The 20293-nt window shown below is 64.6% G+C and carries 20 protein-coding genes; 10 read left to right on the top strand and 10 right to left on the bottom strand.

Translation table 11 applies throughout. The features are described from left to right. Nucleotides 1-13: 13 nt before the first annotated feature. Entirely contained in the window at nt 14-1228 is a 1215-nt protein-coding gene (locus H7F16_RS12260; protein ID WP_185797887.1) for a pyridoxal-phosphate-dependent aminotransferase family protein, read from the bottom strand. Nucleotides 1229-1377: 149 nt separating this feature from the next. On the opposite strand from H7F16_RS12260, the gene H7F16_RS12265 reads away from it, so the two are divergent. After that, nucleotides 1378-2775, top strand: coding sequence for a helix-turn-helix domain-containing protein (locus H7F16_RS12265; RefSeq protein ID WP_185797888.1), 1398 nt, complete (start codon nt 1378-1380; stop codon nt 2773-2775). 1 nt (nt 2776) lies between these two features. On the opposite strand, the gene H7F16_RS12270 is transcribed toward H7F16_RS12265, so the two are convergent. Next, nucleotides 2777-4228: an aldehyde dehydrogenase family protein gene (locus H7F16_RS12270; protein ID WP_185797889.1), complete on the bottom strand. Its 1452-nt coding sequence runs from the start codon at nt 4226-4228 to the stop codon at nt 2777-2779. A 292-nt stretch (nt 4229-4520) separates the two neighbouring features. Between H7F16_RS12270 and H7F16_RS12275 the strand changes: the two genes are divergently transcribed. The 3 genes from H7F16_RS12275 to rffA all read left to right on the top strand — a co-directional run bounded on the left by H7F16_RS12275 (nt 4521) and on the right by rffA (nt 8375). After that, entirely contained in the window at nt 4521-5177 is a 657-nt protein-coding gene (locus tag H7F16_RS12275) for a peroxiredoxin (protein WP_185797890.1), read from the top strand. A gap of 148 nt (nt 5178-5325) precedes the next feature. Then, nucleotides 5326-7227: a hypothetical protein gene (locus H7F16_RS12280; protein WP_185797891.1), complete on the top strand. Its 1902-nt coding sequence runs from the start codon at nt 5326-5328 to the stop codon at nt 7225-7227. After that, on the top strand, nt 7224-8375 hold the full coding sequence (gene rffA / locus H7F16_RS12285; RefSeq protein ID WP_185797892.1) for a dTDP-4-amino-4,6-dideoxygalactose transaminase: 1152 nt from the start codon (nt 7224-7226) through the stop codon (nt 8373-8375). Before H7F16_RS12280 ends, rffA begins: the two co-directional genes overlap by 4 nt. Here rffA and H7F16_RS12290 read toward each other — a convergent pair. From H7F16_RS12290 to H7F16_RS12325, 8 genes are read right to left on the bottom strand one after another with little or no spacing between them, the layout of a single operon-like run. Beyond that, complete coding sequence (locus H7F16_RS12290) at nt 8330-9148, bottom strand: class I SAM-dependent methyltransferase (protein WP_185797893.1); 819 nt, start codon at nt 9146-9148, stop codon at nt 8330-8332. The genes rffA and H7F16_RS12290 overlap by 46 nt on opposite strands. Then, nucleotides 9145-9531 carry a GtrA family protein gene (locus tag H7F16_RS12295; RefSeq protein ID WP_185797894.1) on the bottom strand — a complete coding sequence of 129 codons (387 nt, stop codon included), beginning with the start codon at nt 9529-9531 and terminating at the stop codon, nt 9145-9147. Before H7F16_RS12295 ends, H7F16_RS12290 begins: the two co-directional genes overlap by 4 nt. Next, nucleotides 9524-10213, bottom strand: coding sequence for a metallophosphoesterase family protein (locus H7F16_RS12300; protein ID WP_185797895.1), 690 nt, complete (start codon nt 10211-10213; stop codon nt 9524-9526). Before H7F16_RS12300 ends, H7F16_RS12295 begins: the two co-directional genes overlap by 8 nt. Further along, nucleotides 10191-11162, bottom strand: coding sequence for an ATP-grasp domain-containing protein (locus H7F16_RS12305; RefSeq protein ID WP_185797896.1), 972 nt, complete (start codon nt 11160-11162; stop codon nt 10191-10193). The genes H7F16_RS12300 and H7F16_RS12305 overlap by 23 nt, the downstream gene beginning before the upstream one ends. Continuing rightward, nucleotides 11159-11881: a class I SAM-dependent methyltransferase gene (locus H7F16_RS12310; protein ID WP_185797897.1), complete on the bottom strand. Its 723-nt coding sequence runs from the start codon at nt 11879-11881 to the stop codon at nt 11159-11161. The genes H7F16_RS12305 and H7F16_RS12310 overlap by 4 nt, the downstream gene beginning before the upstream one ends. Continuing rightward, on the bottom strand, nt 11865-12821 hold the full coding sequence (locus H7F16_RS12315) for a glycosyltransferase family 2 protein (RefSeq protein ID WP_185797898.1): 957 nt from the start codon (nt 12819-12821) through the stop codon (nt 11865-11867). The genes H7F16_RS12310 and H7F16_RS12315 overlap by 17 nt, the downstream gene beginning before the upstream one ends. Further along, nucleotides 12818-13498 (bottom strand): WbqC family protein, encoded by a 681-nt coding sequence (locus H7F16_RS12320; RefSeq protein ID WP_185797899.1) that lies wholly within the window; start codon nt 13496-13498, stop codon nt 12818-12820. The genes H7F16_RS12315 and H7F16_RS12320 overlap by 4 nt, the downstream gene beginning before the upstream one ends. After that, on the bottom strand, nt 13495-14127 hold the full coding sequence (locus H7F16_RS12325; RefSeq protein ID WP_185797900.1) for a class I SAM-dependent methyltransferase: 633 nt from the start codon (nt 14125-14127) through the stop codon (nt 13495-13497). The genes H7F16_RS12320 and H7F16_RS12325 overlap by 4 nt, the downstream gene beginning before the upstream one ends. Before the next feature lie 168 nt (nt 14128-14295). On the opposite strand from H7F16_RS12325, the gene H7F16_RS12330 reads away from it, so the two are divergent. The 6 genes from H7F16_RS12330 to pseG all read left to right on the top strand — a co-directional run bounded on the left by H7F16_RS12330 (nt 14296) and on the right by pseG (nt 20293). Further along, the gene (locus H7F16_RS12330; protein WP_338402004.1) at nt 14296-15138 is read left to right on the top strand and encodes a glycosyltransferase family 2 protein; all 843 of its coding nucleotides are present in this window, start codon (nt 14296-14298) and stop codon (nt 15136-15138) included. Then, nucleotides 15135-15866: an FkbM family methyltransferase gene (locus tag H7F16_RS12335; RefSeq protein WP_185797901.1), complete on the top strand. Its 732-nt coding sequence runs from the start codon at nt 15135-15137 to the stop codon at nt 15864-15866. Before H7F16_RS12330 ends, H7F16_RS12335 begins: the two co-directional genes overlap by 4 nt. Nucleotides 15867-15953: 87 nt before the next feature. Then, the gene (pseB, locus tag H7F16_RS12340; RefSeq protein WP_185797902.1) at nt 15954-16955 is read left to right on the top strand and encodes a UDP-N-acetylglucosamine 4,6-dehydratase (inverting); all 1002 of its coding nucleotides are present in this window, start codon (nt 15954-15956) and stop codon (nt 16953-16955) included. Further along, on the top strand, nt 16955-18091 hold the full coding sequence (gene pseC / locus H7F16_RS12345; RefSeq protein ID WP_185797903.1) for a UDP-4-amino-4,6-dideoxy-N-acetyl-beta-L-altrosamine transaminase: 1137 nt from the start codon (nt 16955-16957) through the stop codon (nt 18089-18091). The genes pseB and pseC overlap by 1 nt, the downstream gene beginning before the upstream one ends. Continuing rightward, nucleotides 18088-18786, top strand: a complete 699-nt coding sequence (gene pseF / locus H7F16_RS12350) for a pseudaminic acid cytidylyltransferase (protein WP_185797904.1) — start codon at nt 18088-18090, stop codon at nt 18784-18786. Before pseC ends, pseF begins: the two co-directional genes overlap by 4 nt. Next, nucleotides 18776-20293 (top strand): UDP-2,4-diacetamido-2,4,6-trideoxy-beta-L-altropyranose hydrolase, encoded by a 1518-nt coding sequence (gene pseG, locus H7F16_RS12355; protein WP_185797905.1) that lies wholly within the window; start codon nt 18776-18778, stop codon nt 20291-20293. Before pseF ends, pseG begins: the two co-directional genes overlap by 11 nt.

The raw sequence follows: 20293 nt of genomic DNA on the forward strand, positions 1-20293 counted from the left end.
CTGTGTGTTCGGCTTATTCGGCAGCGATGCGGGCGGCGGCGTTACGCTGCACGGCGCGGGCGACGGGTTCGGCATAGACCTCTTGCGCGGCGGCGACGCCCGATCCGAAGCGGATCTGCGCACCGGCGGCGGCAAGCGACATTTCCGCGATGGAGATGGCGGTGAGGCACATGCCTTCGTTCAGATCGCCAAGGTGGCCGATGCGGAACACCTTGCCATTGAGCTGGCCGAGACCCGATCCGAGCGAGCAGTTGTAGCGGTCATAGGCGACCTTGATCACGTCGCGGGCATCGACGCCGGCGGGGACGCGGATGGCGGAAACCGTGTCGGAGTAGAGCGAGGGGTGTTCGGCGCAGAGTTCAAGCCCCCAGCCCGCGACAGCGGCGCGGACGCCCGTGGCGAGGCGGCGGTGGCGGGCGTGTGTGACGTCCTGACCTTCGTCGAGCATCCGGTCGAGCGACTTGCGCAGGCCGTGCAGAAGCTGGGTCGGGGGGGTGTAGGGGAAGTAGCCCGTGTCGTTCATCTTGGCCATGTCGGCAAAGTCGAAGAAGCAGCGCTTCATCGTGTTCTTTTCGGCCGCTGCCATCGCCTTGGGCGAGACGCCGACCATGCCGAGGCCTGCGGGAAGCATGAAGCCCTTTTGCGTGCCGGTCACGGCAAGGTCGACGCCCCATTCGTCCATGCGGAAGTCGATGCAGGCGATCGACGACACGCCGTCGACGAAAAGGAGCGCGTCATGGAAGGCTTCGTCCAGCGCGCGGCGGACGAGGGCGACATCGGAGGTGACGCCGGTCGCGGTTTCGTTGTGGGTGACGAAGACGGCCTTGATCTTGCCGTGGCGGTCATTGCCCAGGATGCGGGCGAATTCGTTGACCGGAACGCCCGCGCCCCAGGCGACATCGACCACTTCGACGTCGAGGCCGAGTTTCTTGGCCATTTCGATCCAGAGGTGGCTGAACTGGCCGTGACGGGCCATCAGCACCTTGTCGCCGGGGTTCAGCGTGTTGGTGATGGCCGCTTCCCAGCAGCCGGTGCCCGAGCCGGGGAACATCATCACGCGGCCGGTTTCGGTTTTGAAAATCGTTTTCAGATCGCGGAACAGGCCCATTGTCAGGTCGCCGAAATCGGGGGCGCGGTGGTCCTGCATCGGCACGATCATGGCTTGGCGAACGGCTTCCGGCACATTGGTCGGGCCGGGGATGTAAAGATGCTGGGTTCCGGTTTTCATGGCGTGTCCTCCGCGCTGGTTGAAAGCCTTCTGGCACCGATGAGAATTTGTGCAAAATGAAAGCGGGTTTCGCTGTGAGTGCGAATGTTTACAGATGTGTGATTGTGTAATATTGTAAACATGACGAAACTGGCAATGTGTGCGGTGGTATGCAGAAAACCTTTATCGGCCCGCATCTGCGCCGCTTGCGGCAAGAGCGCGGCGAGACGCAAAGCCAGATGGCGCGGGCGCTGGGGATCAGCGCGTCCTATGTGAATTTGCTCGAGAATAACGAGCGGTCCGTGTCGGTCGCGGTGATGCTGCGGATGTTCGAGGTCTATGGCGTCGACTGGCGCGACCTTGCCGATGACGACGGGACAAGCGTGCTGGCCGATCTTCGGGCGGCGATGCAGGACCCGCTTTTCGCGGACCAGCGCGCCGATCTGACGCAATTGCGCGCCTCGCTTGTGCATGCGCCTGTGCTGGTGTCGTCGTTCCTGCGGCTGCACCGGGCCTATCTGGCGGCGACGGACCAGCTTTTGTCGCTGTCCGAGGGCGAGGCCCCGTCGCTTGCCGCATCGCCCGAGGCGGCGGTGCATAACGAATTCCGCCGCCACAGGAACCATTTCCGCGAGCTGGAAGACGCGGCCGAGGGGTTCTGGGCGGGCGAGGTGGTCGAGCCGGACGAGATTTACGTGACGCTGAAGCGGCGGTTGCGCGAACGGGTCGGCGTGGTGGTGCGGCTGGTGCGGGTCGAGGATTTGCCCGGCACGCTGCGGCAGTATGACGAGGGGCGGCACGAGATTTTGCTGTCGGAAGCGCTGGACCACACCAACCGGACGTTTCAGCTTGTGCATATGGCGGGGCTGCTGGAGCAGCGGGCGCTGCTGGATGTTCTGGTCGCGCGGTCAGGAATTACCGATCCGCGCGGGATGGCGCGGTTGCGGGTGGAGCTGGCGAACTATTTCGCCGCCGCCGTGCTGATGCCCTATGGCGCGTTTCTGGCCGAGGCGCGGGCGACGAAATACGACCTCGACCATATCGCCACGCGCTTTGGTGTCAGCTTCGAGCAGGCCTGCCACAGGGCGACGACCCTGCAGCGCGAGGGGGCGCAGGGGGTGCCGTTCTTCTTCATGCGCATCGACAAGGGCGGGAACGTGACGAAGCGGTTCAACGCGACGGGGTTCCATCTGGCCGAACATGGCGGGGCCTGCCCGCGGCTGGATGTCCACACCAGTTTCCGCACGCCAGGGCGGATTGTGCCGCAGTTCGTGGAAATGCCGGACCGGTCGCAGTTCTTTGTCTTTTCGCGCACCGTGGACCGCCCGACATGGGCACGGCACCGGCAGGACAACCGCCTTGCGGTGGCGATGGGCTGCGCGGTCGAGCATGCGGCCGAGATCGGCTATGCCGAGCAATTCGCGGTGTCAGGGGCGGCGATGACCGAGGTGGGAATCAACTGCCGGATCTGCCCGCGGTCAGGCTGTGACCAGCGGGCGCATCAGGCGGTGGTGCTGTCGCAACCCGTCGACGAGAAGCGGCGGGGTGCGACGCGGTTCGAGGCGTGATCTATTCGGCGGCGACGCTGGCATCGTAGCCCGAGATGGCCTTGACCTCGAGGAACTCTTCCAGCCCCCAGATGCCGCCTTCGCGCGCGCGGCCCGAGGATTTCACCCCGCCGAAGGGCGAGCCTGCGCCACGCGGTTTGCCGTTCATTTCCACCATGCCCGACCGCAATTGGCGCGACAGGCGGTTGGCCCGCGCGGCATCGCCGGTCTGGACATAGTTGGTCAGGCCGTATTGCGTGTCATTGGCGATGCGGACGGCTTCTTCCTCGGTTTCGAAGGGGATGATCGACAGGACGGGGCCGAAGATTTCCTCGCGTTCGATGGTCATGCCGGGTTTGACGTCGGCAAAGACGGTCGGGCGGACGAAATAGCCCTTGTTCATCCCCTCGGGCAGGCCAAGGCCGCCCGCGACGAGGCGCGCGCCTTCGGCGATGCCTTTCTGGATGTAGCCCTGGATCTGGTCCCACTGGCGCTTGTTGACGACGGGGCCGATGTGCTTGCCCGCTTGCAGGGCGGGGCCGACGGCGATGGAATTGGCGATCTCGGCCGCTTTGGCGACGGTGTCGTCATAGACCGAGCGTTCGACCAGCAGGCGCGAGGGGGCGTTGCAGGACTGGCCCGAGTTTTCCATCATCCGGCGGACCGAACGCAGCACGGCGCGGTCGTCGGCATCGGCGAACAAGAGGTTCGCGCCCTTGCCACCCAGTTCGAGCGTGACGCGCTTGAGGCTTTCGGCGGCGGCCTTGCTGATCGCCTTGCCCGCGCGGGTCGAGCCGGTGAAGGAGATCATCTCGACATCGGGATGCGCCGAGAGCGCCGAGCCGACGCCGGGGCCATCGCCGTTCACAAGGTTGAACACGCCCGGCGGGATGCCCGCGTCATGGCAGAATTCGGCAAAGAGCATCGCGTTCAGCGGGCTTTCCTCGGAGGGTTTCAGAACGCAGGTGCAGCCCGCGAGCATGGCGGGAATGGCCTTGAGCGCGATCTGGTTCATCGGCCAGTTCCACGGTGTGATCAGGCCGACGACGCCGATCGGTTCCATCGCGATCATCGCACCGGGGGCGTGGTCGCCCAGCGGTTTGATCCAGTGGATCTGGTCGAAGGCGCGCAGGAAGTTGGTAAGGTGCCACGGCAGGCAGGGCGCCTGGTCCGAACGCGCGAAGTCGATGGGCGCGCCCATTTCCAGTGCGATGGCATGGGCCATTTCCTCGGCCCGCTTTTCGTATTGGGTCAGGATGCCCGCGACCAGTTCCTTGCGCCGTGCGGGGGGCGTTGCGGCCCAAGCGGGAAAGGCGGCTTTCGCGGCGGCGACGGCGGCTTCGGTATCGGCGGCGCTGCCCAGCGAGATGATGGCGCAGGTATCCTCGGTCGAGGGGTCGATGACGGGGTGGTCGTTCGGCGTGACCGGGGCGACCCAGCGGCCGTTGATGTAGAAATCGCGCTTGATGAGCATGGGGGCCTCCTGCGGCTATTTGATCATATTCTGGCAGGCGGCAGGCATTGGCGCAACCATGCGGCGACGCGAAAAGGTCGGGAACGGGCGCCGGGCAGGGGAGAACGGCGGTTTCCGGCGCAGGGCGCAGGGGAAGGCGATGTTCCGGCGCGCGGGGAAAAGGGGAACGAAAGCGCCGTGCAGGGCCGGTCTGCCGGATGGGCGTTCTCTTTTGGGGCCGCCGGGCGCTAGGGGGGTGAAACTTCGTTCCGATTGGACTATCAGATGGGCAAGCCAACCACAGGAGAGAACCATGTCTGTCCGCATCAATGATATCGCCCCCGATTTCACCGCCGAGTCGACCGCAGGGACCATCAGGTTCCACGAGTGGCTAGACGGCGGCTATGCGATCATCTTTTCGCATCCGCGCGATTTCACGCCGGTTTGCACCACCGAATTCGGAGCGGTGGCGCAGCTTTCGGCGGAATGGAAGAAGCGCAAGACCAAGGTGATCGGGGTCTCGGTCGACTCGGTCGGGGACCATGACAAGTGGAAGCGCGACATCGAGGCCTTTGGCGGCGCGCCTGCCGATTTCCCGATCATCGACGACTCGTCGCTGACGGTGGCTAAAGCCTATGACATGCTGCCCGCCGATTACTACCTGCCGTCCGAAGGGCGCACGCCGGCCCATTCGGCCACGGTGCGGACCGTCTATATCATCGGGCCGGACAAGAAGGTGCGGTTGACGATGACCTATCCGATGTCGGTCGGCCGGAACTTTGCCGAGATCCTGCGGGCGCTGGATGCGGTGCAGGCCACCGACGGCGTGCCGCTGGCGACGCCCGCAAACTGGGTGCCCGGCCAAGATGTGATCGTGGCGCTGGCGCTGAACAACGAACAGGCGAAAGAGCGCTTCGGCGAGCTGGACATCAAGCTGCCCTACCTGCGCTTTGCCAAGGCGCCGAAGTAAGCGGCGGGCGGGCGGAAGGATGTGAGGGGGCGGTCCTGCGGGGCCGCCCTTTTTCCTTGCCGGCTGTCCGAGGGGGCTTGGTGACGGGGGCGGGGGCGACTATGGTCGTGCCCGTATCGGTTGTGTTGACGAGTGCTGGAGTCCGGTTGTGTTCGATGCGCGTGGCGCGGCGGGGTCCGATCCGTCGCCTGAAGGTTTCGGCAGGCTGATCGCGTGGTTCGGCGCGGTCTGGGTCTGCACAGCGGCGGCGCTTTGGTGCGCGGTGCGGTTTCATGTCCTTGGCGGTGGGTCGGTCGATCCCGTGGCGCTGCTGCGTGCAGCAGGTTTTGGTTTGGCGCTGGTGCTGGTGCTGGTGTTGCCTGCACGGGCGGCGGTGGCGGGGCTGGCGCTTCTGGCAGGCGCGCTGGTGCTGGACCGTCATGTGCCTGGCGTGGCGGATGTGGTTGTGGCGCTGGCCTGTCTGGGGCTTGGCCTGCGGCTGCTGCGGGGCGCTGCGCTGCGGGGTTGGCTGGTCGTGGCGGCGGTCGCGGTGCTGGCTGCGCTGCGGCACATGTCGGTGATCCTGTCGCTCGGCTATGCCGTGCCGGTATCGCAAGAGCTTGCTCTGGTCGGGCTACAGCACAAGGACACGCTGTTCCACGCGGCAATTGCGGCGCTGTTTTCCGAAACGGGTCATGCCTCGATCGGGCTGAACGGGCTGGTTGCCCTGCACTACCATATCCTGAGTCATGTTTTCGCGGGCAGCTTTGCCGGATGGATCGGGCAGCCGGTATTGCAGGCCTATGGGATGTTCGTTCCGGTCTTGGGCGGGGCGGCGATGTTCGCGGCGTTTCTGGCAGCCTTGCGGGGCGTGACGGGCAGGAACGCGCGTCAGGGGCCAGTGCCGGCGCTGGTTCTGGCGGTGGTGGCGGCCGCGTCGTCGGACCGGCTGATGCCAAGTTTCTGGGTGTCTGAAAGCTATCTTGTCAGTCTGATGCTGATGTGTCTGGCCGTTGCGCTCGTGGCAGAGAGCATCGGGCGGGGCGCAGTCGGGGCGGGGGCGGTGCTTTTGCTAGCCCTGCTGGCAGGGATGACCGCCTTGGCCAAAATCTCGACGGGCGCGGTTCTGGTGTGCGGGCTGATCCCGATGCTGGTCGTGGCCGGAGGTGGGCGCTGGAGGGCCCTTGTGTCTGCAAGCGCTGTCGCCGCGCCCTTTGTTGCCGTTTATGTCTCGACCTTTTCCGAGACCGAAGCGGGGGGCGGCATGATTGCGCCCTTTGCCTATTATGGAAACGGCGGGGAGGGGCTCGGTTTGGTCTTGCTGGTGCTGGCGGGGTTCGCAAGCGTCAGGACTTGGCAGAACCATCGGGGAAATACGGTGCTGGTCGGGCTGTGTCTGATGGCCTGGGCGGGGTTCGCGGCGGGGCTGTTGCTGGATCTGGCGGCGGGGGCGACGGGCTATTTCGTCGGGCCGGGTCTGTGGGCGGCGTTTCTGGCGGTGCTGGCGCTGGTGCTTCGGCGCGAGGAGCCTTTGCCGAAGTGGATGCTTCGGGTCGCGGTGACGCTATTCGGGCTGATGGTCTTGGGCGGGATCGGGGGGCGGAGCGCCGACCGGTTGGCCGGGTATGCCGACGCGTTGCAGGGGACGGCGGCCGAAGAACGGATGACCAGGGGGATCGCCGCGCGGATTGTGGTCGCGGTGCGGGATGATCCGTCCATCGTGGCGGTGCATGTGGACCCCAAGGCGGCATCGTTCTGGTCGGGCGGAGGGAAGACGTGCTGGGCAACGTCCCTGACCATTCAGGCGCTGACAGGGCGGCCTGTGCTGGGGGCGATCGTTCCGGCGCAGTACGGCTGCGTTTCGCCCGCGCCCTATTACGGCTGGGGGGACTATGACCCCGCCAAGGACAGTGCTTTGGCGCTGTCGCCCGATGGAATTTGCGCCGCCGCCGAGCCCTGGGGCTTTGCCAAAGTGCTCGAGATTGCGGCCGACGAAAGCCTTTCGGTCGTGACCTGTGACGCGGGCCGTGCCGGCCCCGTTTTGCGTGTGAGTGATGGAGTGACGCCGTGATCCCCTTTAACCGCCCTTCGTTCCTGAGCGACGAGCTCGACTATATCCGTGACGCCATTGCACGGGGCCAATTGTCGGGCGACGGCTATTACACCAAGCGGTGCAATGCCTTGATCACGGAGCGCACGGGTTCGCCTGCGGCGCTGCTGACCCATTCCTGCACGGCAGCGCTCGAGATGGCGGCGATCCTTGCGGGGATCGGGCCGGGGGACGAGGTGATCATGCCGTCTTTTACGTTTGTCTCGACCGCGAATGCCGTGGCGCTGCGCGGGGGGACCTGCGTCTTTGTCGATATCGCGGCAGATACGCTCAACCTCTGTCCCGATGCGGTGGCGGCGGCGGTGACGCCGCGCACCAAGGCGATCTTTGCAGTGCATTACGCAGGCTACCCCGCCGACATGGACCGTCTTGCGGCCATCGCGCGGGAGCACGGGCTGTTGCTGGTCGAGGATGCGGCGCAGGCGCTTGGGTCTACCTACAAGGGACGGCAGGCCGGAAACCTTGGCGATCTGGCGGCGTTTTCGTTCCACGAGACGAAGAACATCGTCAGCGGCGAGGGTGGGGCGCTGACGATCAATCGCGCCGATCTGGTGGAACGGGCCGAGATCATCCGCGAAAAGGGCACCGACCGGTCGCGCTTTCTGCGCGGGCAGGTGGATAAATACACATGGGTCGACGTGGGGTCGTCCTACCTTCCGGGTGAGTTGATTGCGGCCTTTCTTCTGGCGCAGCTTGAAAATGCGGACCGTGTCTTTGACACCCGCCGTGCCATCGTGGCGCGTTATCAGTCGGCCTTTGCCCCGCTGGAGGGGCGCGTCGGTCTGCCGGTTCAGCCTGCCGATACGGTGGGCAACGGGCATATGTTCTACTTGCTGATGCGCGATCTTGAGGATCGGACCGCCTTTATCGCCCATATGAAAGCGCAAGGCGTGGTGACGCCCTTCCATTACGTGCCGCTGCACAGCGCCCCGGCGGGCCGCCTGCACGGGCGCGCCGTGGGGCCAATGGCCGTGACCGACGACATCTCCGCGCGGCTGGTCCGGCTGCCCATCTATCTGGAACTGGGCAACGGGGTCGATCAGGTGATCGAGGCGGCGATGGGCTATCTGGGCCGGTCGGAGCGGCGGGTCAGGACGGCCTTCATATAGGGGCTGGCCACGGGCGGAAGGCGCCGGAGCAGCGCCACGATCCCGATCCGGTTGAGCAGACGCGCGACGCCCGCGATGCGGGCCTGGCGCTGGGCGAATTCGGGATCGGTGTCGAGGCGGAGCAGCATATCGGGGAGGATGTTTGCGTCGAAGCGGATGTCGTGGCCGTTCTGGCGGCAATGACGGCGCAGCGCGGGCAGGCTGATAAAGTTGAGCGATTGCCAGAGGCCAGGTGACTGCGCCTCGATCCGCGCGATGCTGCGGGAAAAGAGGCGGCGGGTCAGCGCAGGTGTACCGATGATCGGGATCCTGAAATGCGGTTCGTAGGGGATCGCATAATTGGGGCAGAGGATGACCTTACGCCCGCCTGTCACGAGAAGGGCCATGCCGTTGTCGACCGCCTGACGCCAGTCGGCCACGTGTTCGAAGACGTTGACGGAAAAGACCAGGTCGAAGCCTCGTGCGTCGGAAAAGGTTTCGATGCCATCGTGGTAGATCGCCACGTTGGTCTGCGCCGCCTTGATCCGTGCGAGGGTATCGGCAAATGCGGCAAAGCCGGGTCCGATGGGTTCGAGACCTGTGAAGCCGAGGTCCGGTCGCATCGCCGCCATTCGCGCGAGAAGGAAGCCGGTCCCGCAACCCACCTCGAGAACGCGGGCACCCGCGGGGAGCGCCGCGATCAGCGGGCCGATCTGGTCAAGGCCGAATTGCGCCTCGGCAAGGATGCGGGCGCGTTCGGCGGGGTCGGTGAAAAGATCGGCGGGATCGGTCATAGTCGGGTTTCTTTCGGAAAGACGGCCCTGTCGAGCAGTGCGAAAAGCGGCCCGATCACGATGACCGCCGAAACGGCCGCAGCGCCGAGCGGTCCGAGCCCTGCCCTTTCGACCAGAAGCGCCACGATGCCCATATGGGCAAGATAGACCCCGCCATAGACCACCAGATAGCGCGACACCGATTGCACCACCGGCGCCTTGCTTCTCCACGACCAGAGCCGGTTCTGGAGGTATCCCCACGCCATGCCGAGCAGATAGGTCACCGTCACCGCAAGCCGGTAATCGACCCGCCACCGCAAGAGCAGCGCGAGGACGAGGAACAACGTCCCGTTGACGAGAAGCCCGGTCAGGACGAAGCGAAGGGGGGTGGGGACTTCAGACATGGGGGGGCGTGTCAATCTTGCCACCGATGCGCGAACCGATGCGCAGGTTCTGGAAGAAATACGCATCGAAACCGGCCTTGCGCATCGCCTCTTCTGTGCGGTCAATGTCGTAATCGATGCGGTGGAGGTGGAAGGTCCCTGACTCCCATATGGCGAAGGCGGCGCGCGGGTCGCCATCGCGCGGTTGGCCTACCGAGCCCGGATTGCAGTATAGGGCATCTTTGCCGCGCCAGACGAACTGCACATGGGTATGACCGGATGCGAAGGCTTCCCCTGGCATTCCGGCGAAATAGGCGTCCGACGGCGCGAAGGTTTCATCGATCGGGTCGATCCAGCCTGCATGGACGGCAGAAAGCCCCTTGAGGTCGTGGCGATGCGGGAGGCTTCTCAGCCATGCAAAGGTGTCTGGCCGCGCTGTCCGCCGCTGGTAGTCGAGGCATCGGTTGGCGCTGTCGGATCGGGGGCAGGGCGTGTTTGTTGCAAGGTAATTGTCGTGATTGCCCATCAAGCAGGGAATGCGCCGTGCGCGAAGCAGGTCGGCACAGGCGTCAAGCTCGGGGTAATAGCCGCCCACATCCCCAAGACAGAGAACGTCGCCAATGCCGAGCCTGTCCAACTGGCCAAAGACCGCTTCCAAGGCGGCAAGGTTGCCGTGGATGTCAGAAATCAGTGCCAGTGTCATAGGTAATTACATCCTCGATGTAGCGGATGGCCGACCCCGACCTGAGCGTGGGTTGGTCGATGGATTTGCCGTGCAGGAAGTAGTCAACTGCCATCGCAGCCTCGTTGTAGCCAAAGGCATGCCGGATCGAGGTTGCCGACGAAATGCGTGGATTGATTTCCAGCAGAAAAAGCTGGCCGTTTGCGATGCGGAACTGGAAATTGCTTGGGCCGTTCAGGTTCAACTTCGCGGCAAGGTCCGAGATTGCGCGGGTGAAGGGTTCGGCAGAAACGCGGCTTGCCCGTGCGGTAGAACCATCCGCAGCGAGGCGTCGGCGCAGCGCAATCGAGGCGCTAACGTTGCCTTTGATGCAAAAGGCCGAGACGGTGAATTCTTCGTCATCGTTGCCGACAATGCGCTGGGCGATGACGTCGGAACCGAGCCTTGATTGCTGGCGGTGGAAATCCACTTCGGACGAAATCTTCACGATGCCCTTCGAGGCATAGCCACGCCGAGGTTTCAGCAGGAACGGCAGACCAAGCCGCGCGACCAAATCCGCAAATGACCCGTCATGCAGCGTCGGAATGCGAAGCGGGGAAGCAATGTCCGACAGGAAGGTGTCGAACGTCGCCTTGTCGGCGCAGAGCCTGATAGCCAGTGGATCGTTCAGGCAGACACGAACGGATGGTAGGGGGCCGGACAAGGCCGCTTCAGCGAACCATGCTACGTCTTGTTCGATGCAAGGGATGATGAGGTCGACATTGTGCTGTTCTACCGTATCCAGCAGCCAAGCTCTATAGGACGGGTCCGAGGTAAGGGGTGCTTGGACGAAGTCGTCTGCGAAATGTTTACCGACGGCATGGTCGAAAATATCTGCCGCTATCCTTCGCACATTGGGCACATCGCGAAGGGCACGAAGAACTCCGTAGCCTATGATGGCCCCAGTCCCAGTGACGAGAACGGTTTTCATGCGGCCTCGGCCTCGACCATCAAAGCGGCTGAAAGTTCGGGATGTTGCACGCCAATCTTGCAAAGCGCGTCGATGATGGGCTTCGATAGGGACAGGGATTTCAACTGGCTTGTGGTAAAGGGCTTTAGAAACAACCCCTCGCTGGATGTGACGCGGTATCCGGCAGTTTCGATCATGGAGGTGAGGGTCTGGAGCGTGAAGTTTCTGACATGTCCCAAGGCGCGGTCTCCGTCGCCCAGTTGCATGAGATCGGGTAGCAGGCCCGCGGCCTGACCCAACTGCCGATGCAAGGACTCGGCGTTTGGAACGGTCATGACCACCTTGCCGTTCGGCTTCAGAAACTGCCGGAAACGCCGCAGAATAAGGGCGGGGTCGTCCACATGTTCGAGCACGAAGCCCATCACGATCAGGTCGAAGCGTCGATCGGTCTCGAAATTTTCGAAATAGCCTTCGTGCAGGGTTATCGGGGCGTTTGGGTAGGATTTTCGGAACTTGGCGATCACGGCGGAAGACCCGTCGATGACGTGATATTCCTCGAAGTGTTGCGCGAAATGGTTGCAGGTCAGACCGTGGCCGATTCCGAGTTCGAGCACGTGCGCGTGGGATGGAAATCGCGCCATGATCCGGCGTGGATACCAGTTCAGGATGATGGCATTATCGAAGGCATAGGCGAAATCGTCACCATAGGCATCAAGGAAGGAATCAAGCCCCTCGGTCATGGTCTGCTCCTTCGGGTGTGCGAACAATGTAGCGGGGGCGATCTTTCACTTCCTGAAACAGAGTGGCGACATATTGGCCGACGAGGCCGATCCCCATGATGATAAGACCGCCAAGGAACCAGAGCGAAAACATCAGCGAGGTGAAACCGCTCTGGATGGAGGACGGATTGGCGATCTTGTGAATAATGAGCCAAAGGCCGAATGTGATCGACCCGAGCCAGACAACCAGCCCGATCAGGAAGAAGGCGGTCAGCGGTGCTGCGGTGAACGAGGTGATGGAGTCCACCGCCTGCGAAAGCTTGCGGAGAAATCCGTAAGTCGTCCGAACTCCCCGAGGGCGGGGACTTTTGACAAGCGGCAATGCATGTTGCTGGAACCCGACCCATGAAAAGACGCCGCCCAGATAGAGAACTTTGTCCCGCGTCTGGCAAAGGCTGTCCACGAACTGCCGAGTCATCAGGCGGCACGTCATCTGGTCGCGCGTGATGCGCGTTTTCGAACTGATGTTGAGCATCCACCAGAAAGTCGAGGCGAGCAGGTTCGACAGCGGGCTTGCGATGCGTTCACGCTGGACGCCAAAGACCACGTCGTGCCCGCCGTCCCTTGCTGCCTGCCAGAAGTCAGCAATCCACTCGGGTTGTTCCTCGAGATCGATGTCGGTCAGGTAGACGAACTGACCGAGAGAGGAATCCAGCCCTGCCATGATGGCTTGGTGATGTCCGAAGTTACGGCTAAGATCGACGACACGGACCTTGCTGTCCTGCATGCGGCGCTTTAGTGCGAGTTCCAGGCTGTCATCCGGCGACCCGTCGTTGACCAGCACGATTTCGAAATCTTGCGTGATCGCCGTGGCGGCGCGGGAGATGCGGTCGCAGAATTCGTCCACATAAGGGGCCGAGCGGTACATCGTTGCGACTATGGACAGCAGCGGTTTCGTCATCCAAAGACCTCGTCCGGTTTGAGGCTGGCGAGGGTGTCCAGGATGGAGACTCCGGCTTGGTACCCCCCGTCCATCTGGCGATAGGGGGGGTAGGCGGGGTAGGTCATCCAGTCGACCTCGATCCCTGCGGCGGTGAAGGCGGCGGTGTCGAGGTAGTCGCGTGCGGCGGGGCCGCTGAGGTAGCGGGTGGCCCCGAGTTCGCGGCAGATCGAGAGCAGGCGGCCGCTGCGGTCGCCGCTTGCCGGAATGTCGCGCGCGTCGTGGAGGCGGGTGCGCAGACCGAGGAGGGACATGACGCCCTCGATGAAGAGGCGGTTGATTGCAGAGATGCGTGTCAGCGTGGCGGCTTGGGCGAAGCGGTCGGCGAGGAACGGTCCAAAGCTTCCATAGCGCGGCGCGCGGCCCAACGCGCTTTGCAACGCGTTGGCGTGGCGGCGGGTCCAGCGCGGGTCACTGGCGGCGGTTTCTTCGATGGTCTGGCCGAACTGGCCGCTGGTCGAGACTGGCACCGTCAACCATTGCGGGCCGGAGGGGCCGACGATGCGGTTGCGGTTGCGCCAGTCGTTCTTGGTGAACTGCACCGTGTCGTACAGCACGAAATGGTCGGCGCGACGGATGAGGTCGAAGTAGCCGCGCCAGGGGATGTAGTTGGATTGCAGGATGACGACGGTGGTCATGCAACCCTCGCGCTGATGAGGCAGTGGCTGTACGGTACACGCATCAGTCCGGTTTCGATACGGGTCGAGAGTGCCACGAAGGACGGGGAGAGAAGAGCGCGGTAGCCGTCTTCGCGGCGGATGTTGCGGCCACTGTCGAGCGCCTTGAGCAAGCGGGCGACGGGGTGCTGACGGGGGTGCAGCACGGGTTCGACCCCGACATAGATGCCGCCTTGACCGAGCGCGCGTGCGGCGGTGGCAAGGGCGCCTGTCGCGACATCGTCGTCGAGGTGGTGCAGGATGCCGATGCCGAGCACGACATCGAAACGCGGGAAGTCGGGGTCGTCGAGCAGCAGGGCCAGATCGCCGCAAAGGAAGCGGCGCGTGTCCGTGCCATATGCGCGGGTGGCGCTGTCGATATGGCGCGGGTTCCAGTCGATGCCGAGGTAGCGCGCGGCCGTTCCGAGATGTGGCACCCAAGTGCCGGGGCCGCAACCGAGCTCCAGCACGGATTTCCCTTCGGTATCGGCGAAAAGCCGTTCGGCCAGACGCGCACGGCCTTCGCCCCCCCCGCCGAGGAGGTTCTGTATCGCGCCGTAGACGGCGGGAATCGTTACGACGCGGTGAAGCCCGCTGGTACGTTCGGCCATCGGCCACACTCGTCACTGTTGCACATGCGGCGGAAGCCGCCGTGGCTTTGCATTAACGCATGGTGTTCGCCTCTGGCTAGACAAAAGTTCATGGTCCTATTGACCACGCGTCACTAAGATGTGCTTTTGGTAATGTGCCGGTGCCTGTGTTTTTGACGAGTGTGTGACGTGACAAGTGAAACGACCGTGGTGACGGTCTCTTACAACAGTGCCGCCGTGCTGGGCGGGTTGCTGCGGTCTGTCGGGGATGCCGATTGCGTCGTGGTGGACAATGGCGGCGCGCAGCCATTGGATGCGATCGTCGCGGAAAGCGGCGCGCGGCTGGTGCGGCTGGAGCGGAACGAAGGTTTCGGGCGCGGCTGCAATGCCGGGGCGGCGCTGGCGCAAGGCAAAAACCTGTTCTTCGTCAATCCAGATGCCCAGTTGGCACCCGGATGCATTTCGGCGCTGGAGCGGGCGGCAGACAGTCTGCCGGGTTTCGTCGCAGCCAATCCGCTGATTGTCGATGCGCAGGGGCGGGCGCATTTCCGGACCGGTTCGATCCTTTTGTCAGGGTCGGGCGGGCGGGGCGAGGCGCCAGCCGAACCTGTCGGGCTTCCGGTCCTGTCGGGCTGCGCGCTGTTCGTGCGGCGCGCCGCGTTCGAGGCGGTGGGCGGGTTCGATCCGGCGATCTTTCTTTACCACGAGGATCACGATCTTGCCCTGCGGTTGGCGGCGCTTGGCAAGCTGTGGCACGTGCCCGAGGCGGTGGTGCGGCATGTGGCCGGCACGGCGGCACCGCGCACGGCGGATGTGGCCTGGCTGAAGGGTTATCACATGGCGCGGTCGCGGCATTACGTGCTGCGCAAGCATGGCAGGCCGCTTCCGTTGCTGCGCACGGTGCTGCCTGCGCTTTCGGGCCTGATCTTGCCGCATAACCTGTGGTCGGCGCGGCGGCGGTCGCGTGTGCTGGGGCAGGTCAGCGGGGCGTTTTCATCGGTCGGCGATCACGGGGAGTATTCCGCGCCATGAGCATGATCCGCGATTTTCTGCGCTGGCGGCGTGTGCGCAAGCATGTCGCGCAGCACGGCTGGCGTTTCGATTTCCACGGGGTCGAGGTGCGGCTGCCCGTCATGGACCAACCCGGTTTCGCCAATGCGCTGCTGCGCGGCAAATACGAGGCGGAGGAGGCGGCGCTGATCCTGTCGCATCTGCCGCCCGATTGCCCCGTGATCGAACTGGGCGGGTCGCTTGGCATCGTCTCGGCGCTGATCGGGTCTCGGCTGCGCGCGGGGCTGGCGCATGTGATCGTCGAGGCGAACGAGGCGCTGCTTCCGGTCTGTTCCGTGAATGCGGGTGTGGGCAAGCGCGCGGGGGTCGAGTTGCGGCATGCCGCGGTCTTTTACGGCGGGCCTGTCGCGCGGTTCGCGGCGGGCGGGAACATCCATGCCAACCGACTGGCCGAAGGTGATGCTGCGGGCGTGATCGAGGTGCCCGCGGTGACGCTTGCGGAGGTGTGGCAAGGGATAGGTCGGCCCGAGGGCTTTACCCTTGTCTGTGATATCGAGGGCGGGGAAGTGCCGCTGGTGCTGGGTGAGGGCGATGTCCTTGCCCACGCCGGCACCGTCATCATGGAACTGCATCCTGCGGTCTATCCCGACGGTGAGGCGACTGTCGATGCGATCTGCGCCCGGATGGGGGCCGCGGGTCTGCGGCAGGCGGCGCGGTTGCGGGACGTTGTGTTGTGGGTGCGGGACTGATCCGGCTGCACGGGCCGCTTGCGGCTATCTGGTTTAATGCGTATCGGCTGTGACTGTAACGGTGATACCCAGTTCGATGGTTGTGTGATGAATTTTGATGGTGCGACGATCCTTATGACGGGCGGGACCGGTTCTTTCGGTCATGCCTTTACCGAGATGACGCTGAAGCGGTGCAATCCTGCCAAGTTGATCATCTTTTCCCGTGACGAGATGAAGCAATGGGAAATGGCCAAGCTTTACGGCCATGACAAGCGCGTGCGCTTCTTTATCGGCGACGTGCGCGACAAGGAGCGGCTGGCGCGGGCGCTGCACGGGGTGGATTATGTCGTCCATGCCGCAGCGACCAAGATCGTGCCGACGGCGGAATACAACCCCTTTGAATGCATCAAGACCAATGTCATCGGGGCGATGAACGTGATCGACACCTGCATCGATGCAGGGGTCAAGAGGGTCGTGGCGCTGTCCACCGACAAGGCGTCGAGCCCGATCAACCTCTATGGCGCGTCGAAGCTGGCATCGGACAAGCTGTTTGTCGCGGGCAACGCCTATTCGGGCGAGCATGGGACGCGCTTTGCCGTGGTGCGTTACGGCAATGTCATGGGCTCGCGCGGGTCGGTCATACCCTTCTTCATGTCGATCCGCGACAAGGGGGTTCTGCCCATCACCGACCCGCGGATGACGCGGTTCATGATCAGCCTCGAAGAGGGGGTCGAACTGGTCTGGCACGCCTTTGCCGATACCGAGGGTGGCGAGATCTACGTCAAGAAGATCCCTTCGATGCGCGTGGTGGATGTGGCATCGGTCGTGGCCCCCGATGCGCGGCAAGAGGTGGTCGGCATCCGCCCCGGAGAGAAGCTGCATGAACAGATGGTGGGGGTGGAGGATGCGCCCTTCACCTTTGAATATGACGCGCATTACAAGATTTTGCCCGCGATCAACGGCTGGGCGGATTCGCCTGCACGGATCAAGGACGGGCGGCCGGTGCCTGCCGATTTCAGCTATACCTCGGACAACAACCCGCATTGGATGAGCGGGCCGGAGTTGGCGGCGTGGATCGACCGGAACCAAGCCAAGATCGATCGCATCTGATGATTCCCTATGGTCGCCAATCCATCTCGGACGAGGATGTCGCGGCGGTCGTCGCGGTGCTGCGGTCGGATTTCCTGACGCAGGGCCCGGCGGTGCCGCGGTTCGAGGCCGAAGTGGCGCGGATCGTCGGTGCGCGCCATGCGGTGGCGGCGAACAGCGCGACCTCGGCGCTGCACGTTGCCTGTCTGGCGCTCGGCTTGGGGAAGGGTGACTTTCTCTGGACAGTGCCGAACACCTTTGTCGCTTCGGCCAATTGCGGGGTTTATTGCGGGGCTTCGGTCGATTTCGTGGATATCGACCCTGTGACGCTGAACATGTCGGTGCCCGCGCTTGAGGCGAAGCTGGCCGATGCCGAGCGCAGGGGGCGTTTGCCGAAGGTGCTGGTGCCGGTGCATTTCGCGGGCGAGCCTTGCGACATGGCGGCAATCGGCGCTTTGGCGCGGCGCTACGGGGTGCGGGTGATCGAGGATGCCTCGCATGCCATCGGGGCGCGGCAGGCCGGGCGGATGGTGGGCGACTGCGCCCATAGCGACGTGACGGTATTCAGCTTCCATCCCGTGAAGATCGTGACCACCGCCGAGGGCGGGATGGCCGTGACGCAGGATGAAAGGCTGGCCGAGCGCATGGCGCTGTTCCGCAGCCACGGCATTACCCGCGATCCTGCGCTGATGCAGGGAGCGGTCGAGGGGCCGTGGTTTTATCAGCAGTTGGAACTGGGCTACAATTACCGCATGACCGACCTTCAGGCGGCACTGGGGCTAAGCCAACTATCGCGGCTTGAGGCGTTCGCCGCGCGGCGGCAGGGGTTGGCGGCGCGGTATGACCGCTTGCTGGCGGGGTTGCCGGTGGCGCTGCCCTATCGCGATGCAGCGAACCTGTCGGCGCTGCATCTTTACCCCGTGCAGGTCGCGCGGCGGGCTTCGGTCTTCGATGCGTTGCGGGCGGCGGGGATCGGCGTGAACGTGCATTATTTCCCCGTCCATCTTCAGCCTTTTTACCGTGCGATGGGATTTGCCGCAGGGCAGTTTCCGGCGGCAGAGGCCTATTACGACAGGGCAATCACGCTTCCCCTGCATCCGGCGCTGACCGAAGCCGAGCAGGATCATGTCGTGTCCAGTCTGAGGGCCGCACTATGAGCGTGGCTGTCATTCCGGCGCGGGGGGGCAGCAAGCGTATTCCGCGCAAGAACATCCGCTCGTTCTGCGGTCTGCCGATGATCGGCTGGTCGATCCGCGCCGCGATCGGGGCGGGGTGTTTCGAGCGGATCGTGGTATCGACAGACGATCCCGAGATTGCCGAGGTCGCGCGGGGGTTGGGGGCCGAGGTGCCGTTCCTGCGGCCTGCGGCGCTGTCGGATGATTTCGCCACGACAATCGACGTCATGCAACATGCGGTCGGCGCTTTGGGGGCCGATGGGTGCGTGTGCTGTCTTTACGCCACCGCGCCCTTCGTGCGGGCCGATGATCTGGCGCGCGGGGCGGCGGCGCTGGTCGCGGGGGATTGGGACTATGCCTTTCCGGTGACGAGCTTTGGCTTTCCCATCCAGCGTGCCCTGCGGCGCGAGGCGGACGGGCGCATTGCCATGTTCGACCCCGCACAAGAGCGGGTGCGGTCGCAAGACCTGACCGAGGCGTTCCACGATGTGGGGCAGTTCTATTGGGGGCGGGCCGATGCGTGGCGCGGGGGGCGGTCGGTCTATGGGCCGCGCAGCACCACGATCTTGCTGCCGCGCCACCGCGTTCAGGATATCGACACGCCCGAGGATTGGGCGCGGGCCGAAGTGATGTTCCGTGTGCTGGCGGAAGAGGGCAGGCAAGTCGATGGCGGCTAGTGTTGCGTTCCGCGTCGATGCGGCGGTGCATATCGGCAGCGGCCATGTGATGCGGTGCCTGACGCTGGCCGATGCCTTGGCGGCGCGCGGGCATGAGTGCAACTTTCTGTGCCGCGACCATGCGGGGCATATGGCCGATGCGATCCTTGCGCGGGGGCATGGGGTGCATCTTTTGCCGACGCGTGATGAGGCGCGGCGCGACGGGTGGCTGGGGGTCGATCCGGCCGAGGACGCGGCGCAGAGCCTTGGCGTTCTGGAACGGCTGGGGGCCGGATGGCTGGTTGTGGATCACTATGCTTTGGATGCCGCGTGGGAGCGGGCGGTTGCGGGCGCTTCGATGCGGGTGATGGCGATCGACGATCTGGCCGACCGCGCCCATGTGGTGGATATGCTGGTCGATCCGATGCCCGGGCATGATGCTGCGACGCATGCGGGCAAGGCTACGGCGGGGTGCAACCTGCTGCTTGGGCCGGACTATGCCTTGCTGTCCCCTGCCTTTGCGGGTGAGCGGGAGCAGAGCCTGGCACGGCGGGCGAAACCGCAGCTTGGCCGCGTGATGGTTGCGATGGGTGGCTATGACCCCGCCGATGTGACAGGGCGGGTGCTTTCGGTGCTGACCGGGGCTTTGCCGCAGGTGGAGGTCGATGTGGTGCTGGGTGCGCAGGCCGTGCATCTGGACCGGATGCGCGCGCGGGCCGGTGGGCCGGTGCGGCTGCATGTCGCCACGCCGCATATGGCCAGGCTGTTGCGGGAGTGCGATCTGGTGATCGGCGCGGGCGGCACTTCGGCTTGGGAGCGGTGCTGTCTGGGGGTGCCGAGCCTGATGGTGCAATTGGCCGACAACCAGACCGAGGTGATCGGGTCGCTGGTGCGCCAAGGGGCGGCGCTGGCGCTGGGCGGCGTGGATGACGCGATGGAGGCGCGGCTTCTTGCGGCGCTGGTCGCTTGCGCGGATGGTGCGGTTCTGGCGACCATGTCGGCAGCGGCGGCACGGGTTACGGACGGGCGCGGGGTGGAGCGGGTCTGCGATGCGATGGCCGCGATGGCGCTGACGGTCCGTCGCGCGGGGATGGGCGATTGCGATGCTGTGTGGCACTGGCGCGAAGACGGGGATGCGGCGCGCTTTTACCGCTCGGGCAAAGCGACCCCGCTTGCGGCGCATCGAGACTGGTTTGCCAACGCGCTTGCCGATCCGGCGCGGCTTCATCTTGTGGTGATGCAAGGCGATGCGCCGCTGGGCTATGTGCGGCTGGATAGTTCGGAACAGGGCGTTGCTGCGGTCAGCCTGTGCCTTGCGCCCGCAGCGCGGGGGCGCGGCATGGCGGCGGCGGTGCTTTGGGCGGCTGAGCAAGAGGGGATGCGGGCGGGGATTGCCCGCTTTCTGGCCGAGGTCCATTGCGACAATGCGCCATCGCTGCGGCTGTTCCGGCGGGCCGGATACCGGTTTGCAGGACGGGACGGCGATTTTGACAGGTTCGAGGTCCGGCGCAGCCGGATGGAGGGGTGA

Source organism: Paragemmobacter straminiformis (assembly GCF_014243445.1).
GTDB lineage: Bacteria > Pseudomonadota > Alphaproteobacteria > Rhodobacterales > Rhodobacteraceae > Paragemmobacter > Paragemmobacter straminiformis.

Coding starts and splice junctions, on each gene's coding strand:
- H7F16_RS12260 (WP_185797887.1), bottom strand. CDS start 1,228: ATGAAAACCGGAACCCAGCATCTTTACATCCCCGGCCCGACCAATGTG.
- H7F16_RS12265 (WP_185797888.1), top strand. CDS start 1,378: ATGCAGAAAACCTTTATCGGCCCGCATCTGCGCCGCTTGCGGCAAGAG.
- H7F16_RS12270 (WP_185797889.1), bottom strand. CDS start 4,228: ATGCTCATCAAGCGCGATTTCTACATCAACGGCCGCTGGGTCGCCCCG.
- H7F16_RS12275 (WP_185797890.1), top strand. CDS start 4,521: ATGTCTGTCCGCATCAATGATATCGCCCCCGATTTCACCGCCGAGTCG.
- H7F16_RS12290 (WP_185797893.1), bottom strand. CDS start 9,148: ATGACCGATCCCGCCGATCTTTTCACCGACCCCGCCGAACGCGCCCGC.
- H7F16_RS12295 (WP_185797894.1), bottom strand. CDS start 9,531: ATGTCTGAAGTCCCCACCCCCCTTCGCTTCGTCCTGACCGGGCTTCTC.
- H7F16_RS12300 (WP_185797895.1), bottom strand. CDS start 10,213: ATGACACTGGCACTGATTTCTGACATCCACGGCAACCTTGCCGCCTTG.
- H7F16_RS12305 (WP_185797896.1), bottom strand. CDS start 11,162: ATGAAAACCGTTCTCGTCACTGGGACTGGGGCCATCATAGGCTACGGA.
- H7F16_RS12310 (WP_185797897.1), bottom strand. CDS start 11,881: ATGACCGAGGGGCTTGATTCCTTCCTTGATGCCTATGGTGACGATTTC.
- H7F16_RS12315 (WP_185797898.1), bottom strand. CDS start 12,821: ATGACGAAACCGCTGCTGTCCATAGTCGCAACGATGTACCGCTCGGCC.
- H7F16_RS12320 (WP_185797899.1), bottom strand. CDS start 13,498: ATGACCACCGTCGTCATCCTGCAATCCAACTACATCCCCTGGCGCGGC.
- H7F16_RS12325 (WP_185797900.1), bottom strand. CDS start 14,127: ATGGCCGAACGTACCAGCGGGCTTCACCGCGTCGTAACGATTCCCGCC.
- H7F16_RS12335 (WP_185797901.1), top strand. CDS start 15,135: ATGAGCATGATCCGCGATTTTCTGCGCTGGCGGCGTGTGCGCAAGCAT.
- pseB (WP_185797902.1), top strand. CDS start 15,954: ATGAATTTTGATGGTGCGACGATCCTTATGACGGGCGGGACCGGTTCT.
- pseC (WP_185797903.1), top strand. CDS start 16,955: ATGATTCCCTATGGTCGCCAATCCATCTCGGACGAGGATGTCGCGGCG.
- pseF (WP_185797904.1), top strand. CDS start 18,088: ATGAGCGTGGCTGTCATTCCGGCGCGGGGGGGCAGCAAGCGTATTCCG.
- pseG (WP_185797905.1), top strand. CDS start 18,776: ATGGCGGCTAGTGTTGCGTTCCGCGTCGATGCGGCGGTGCATATCGGC.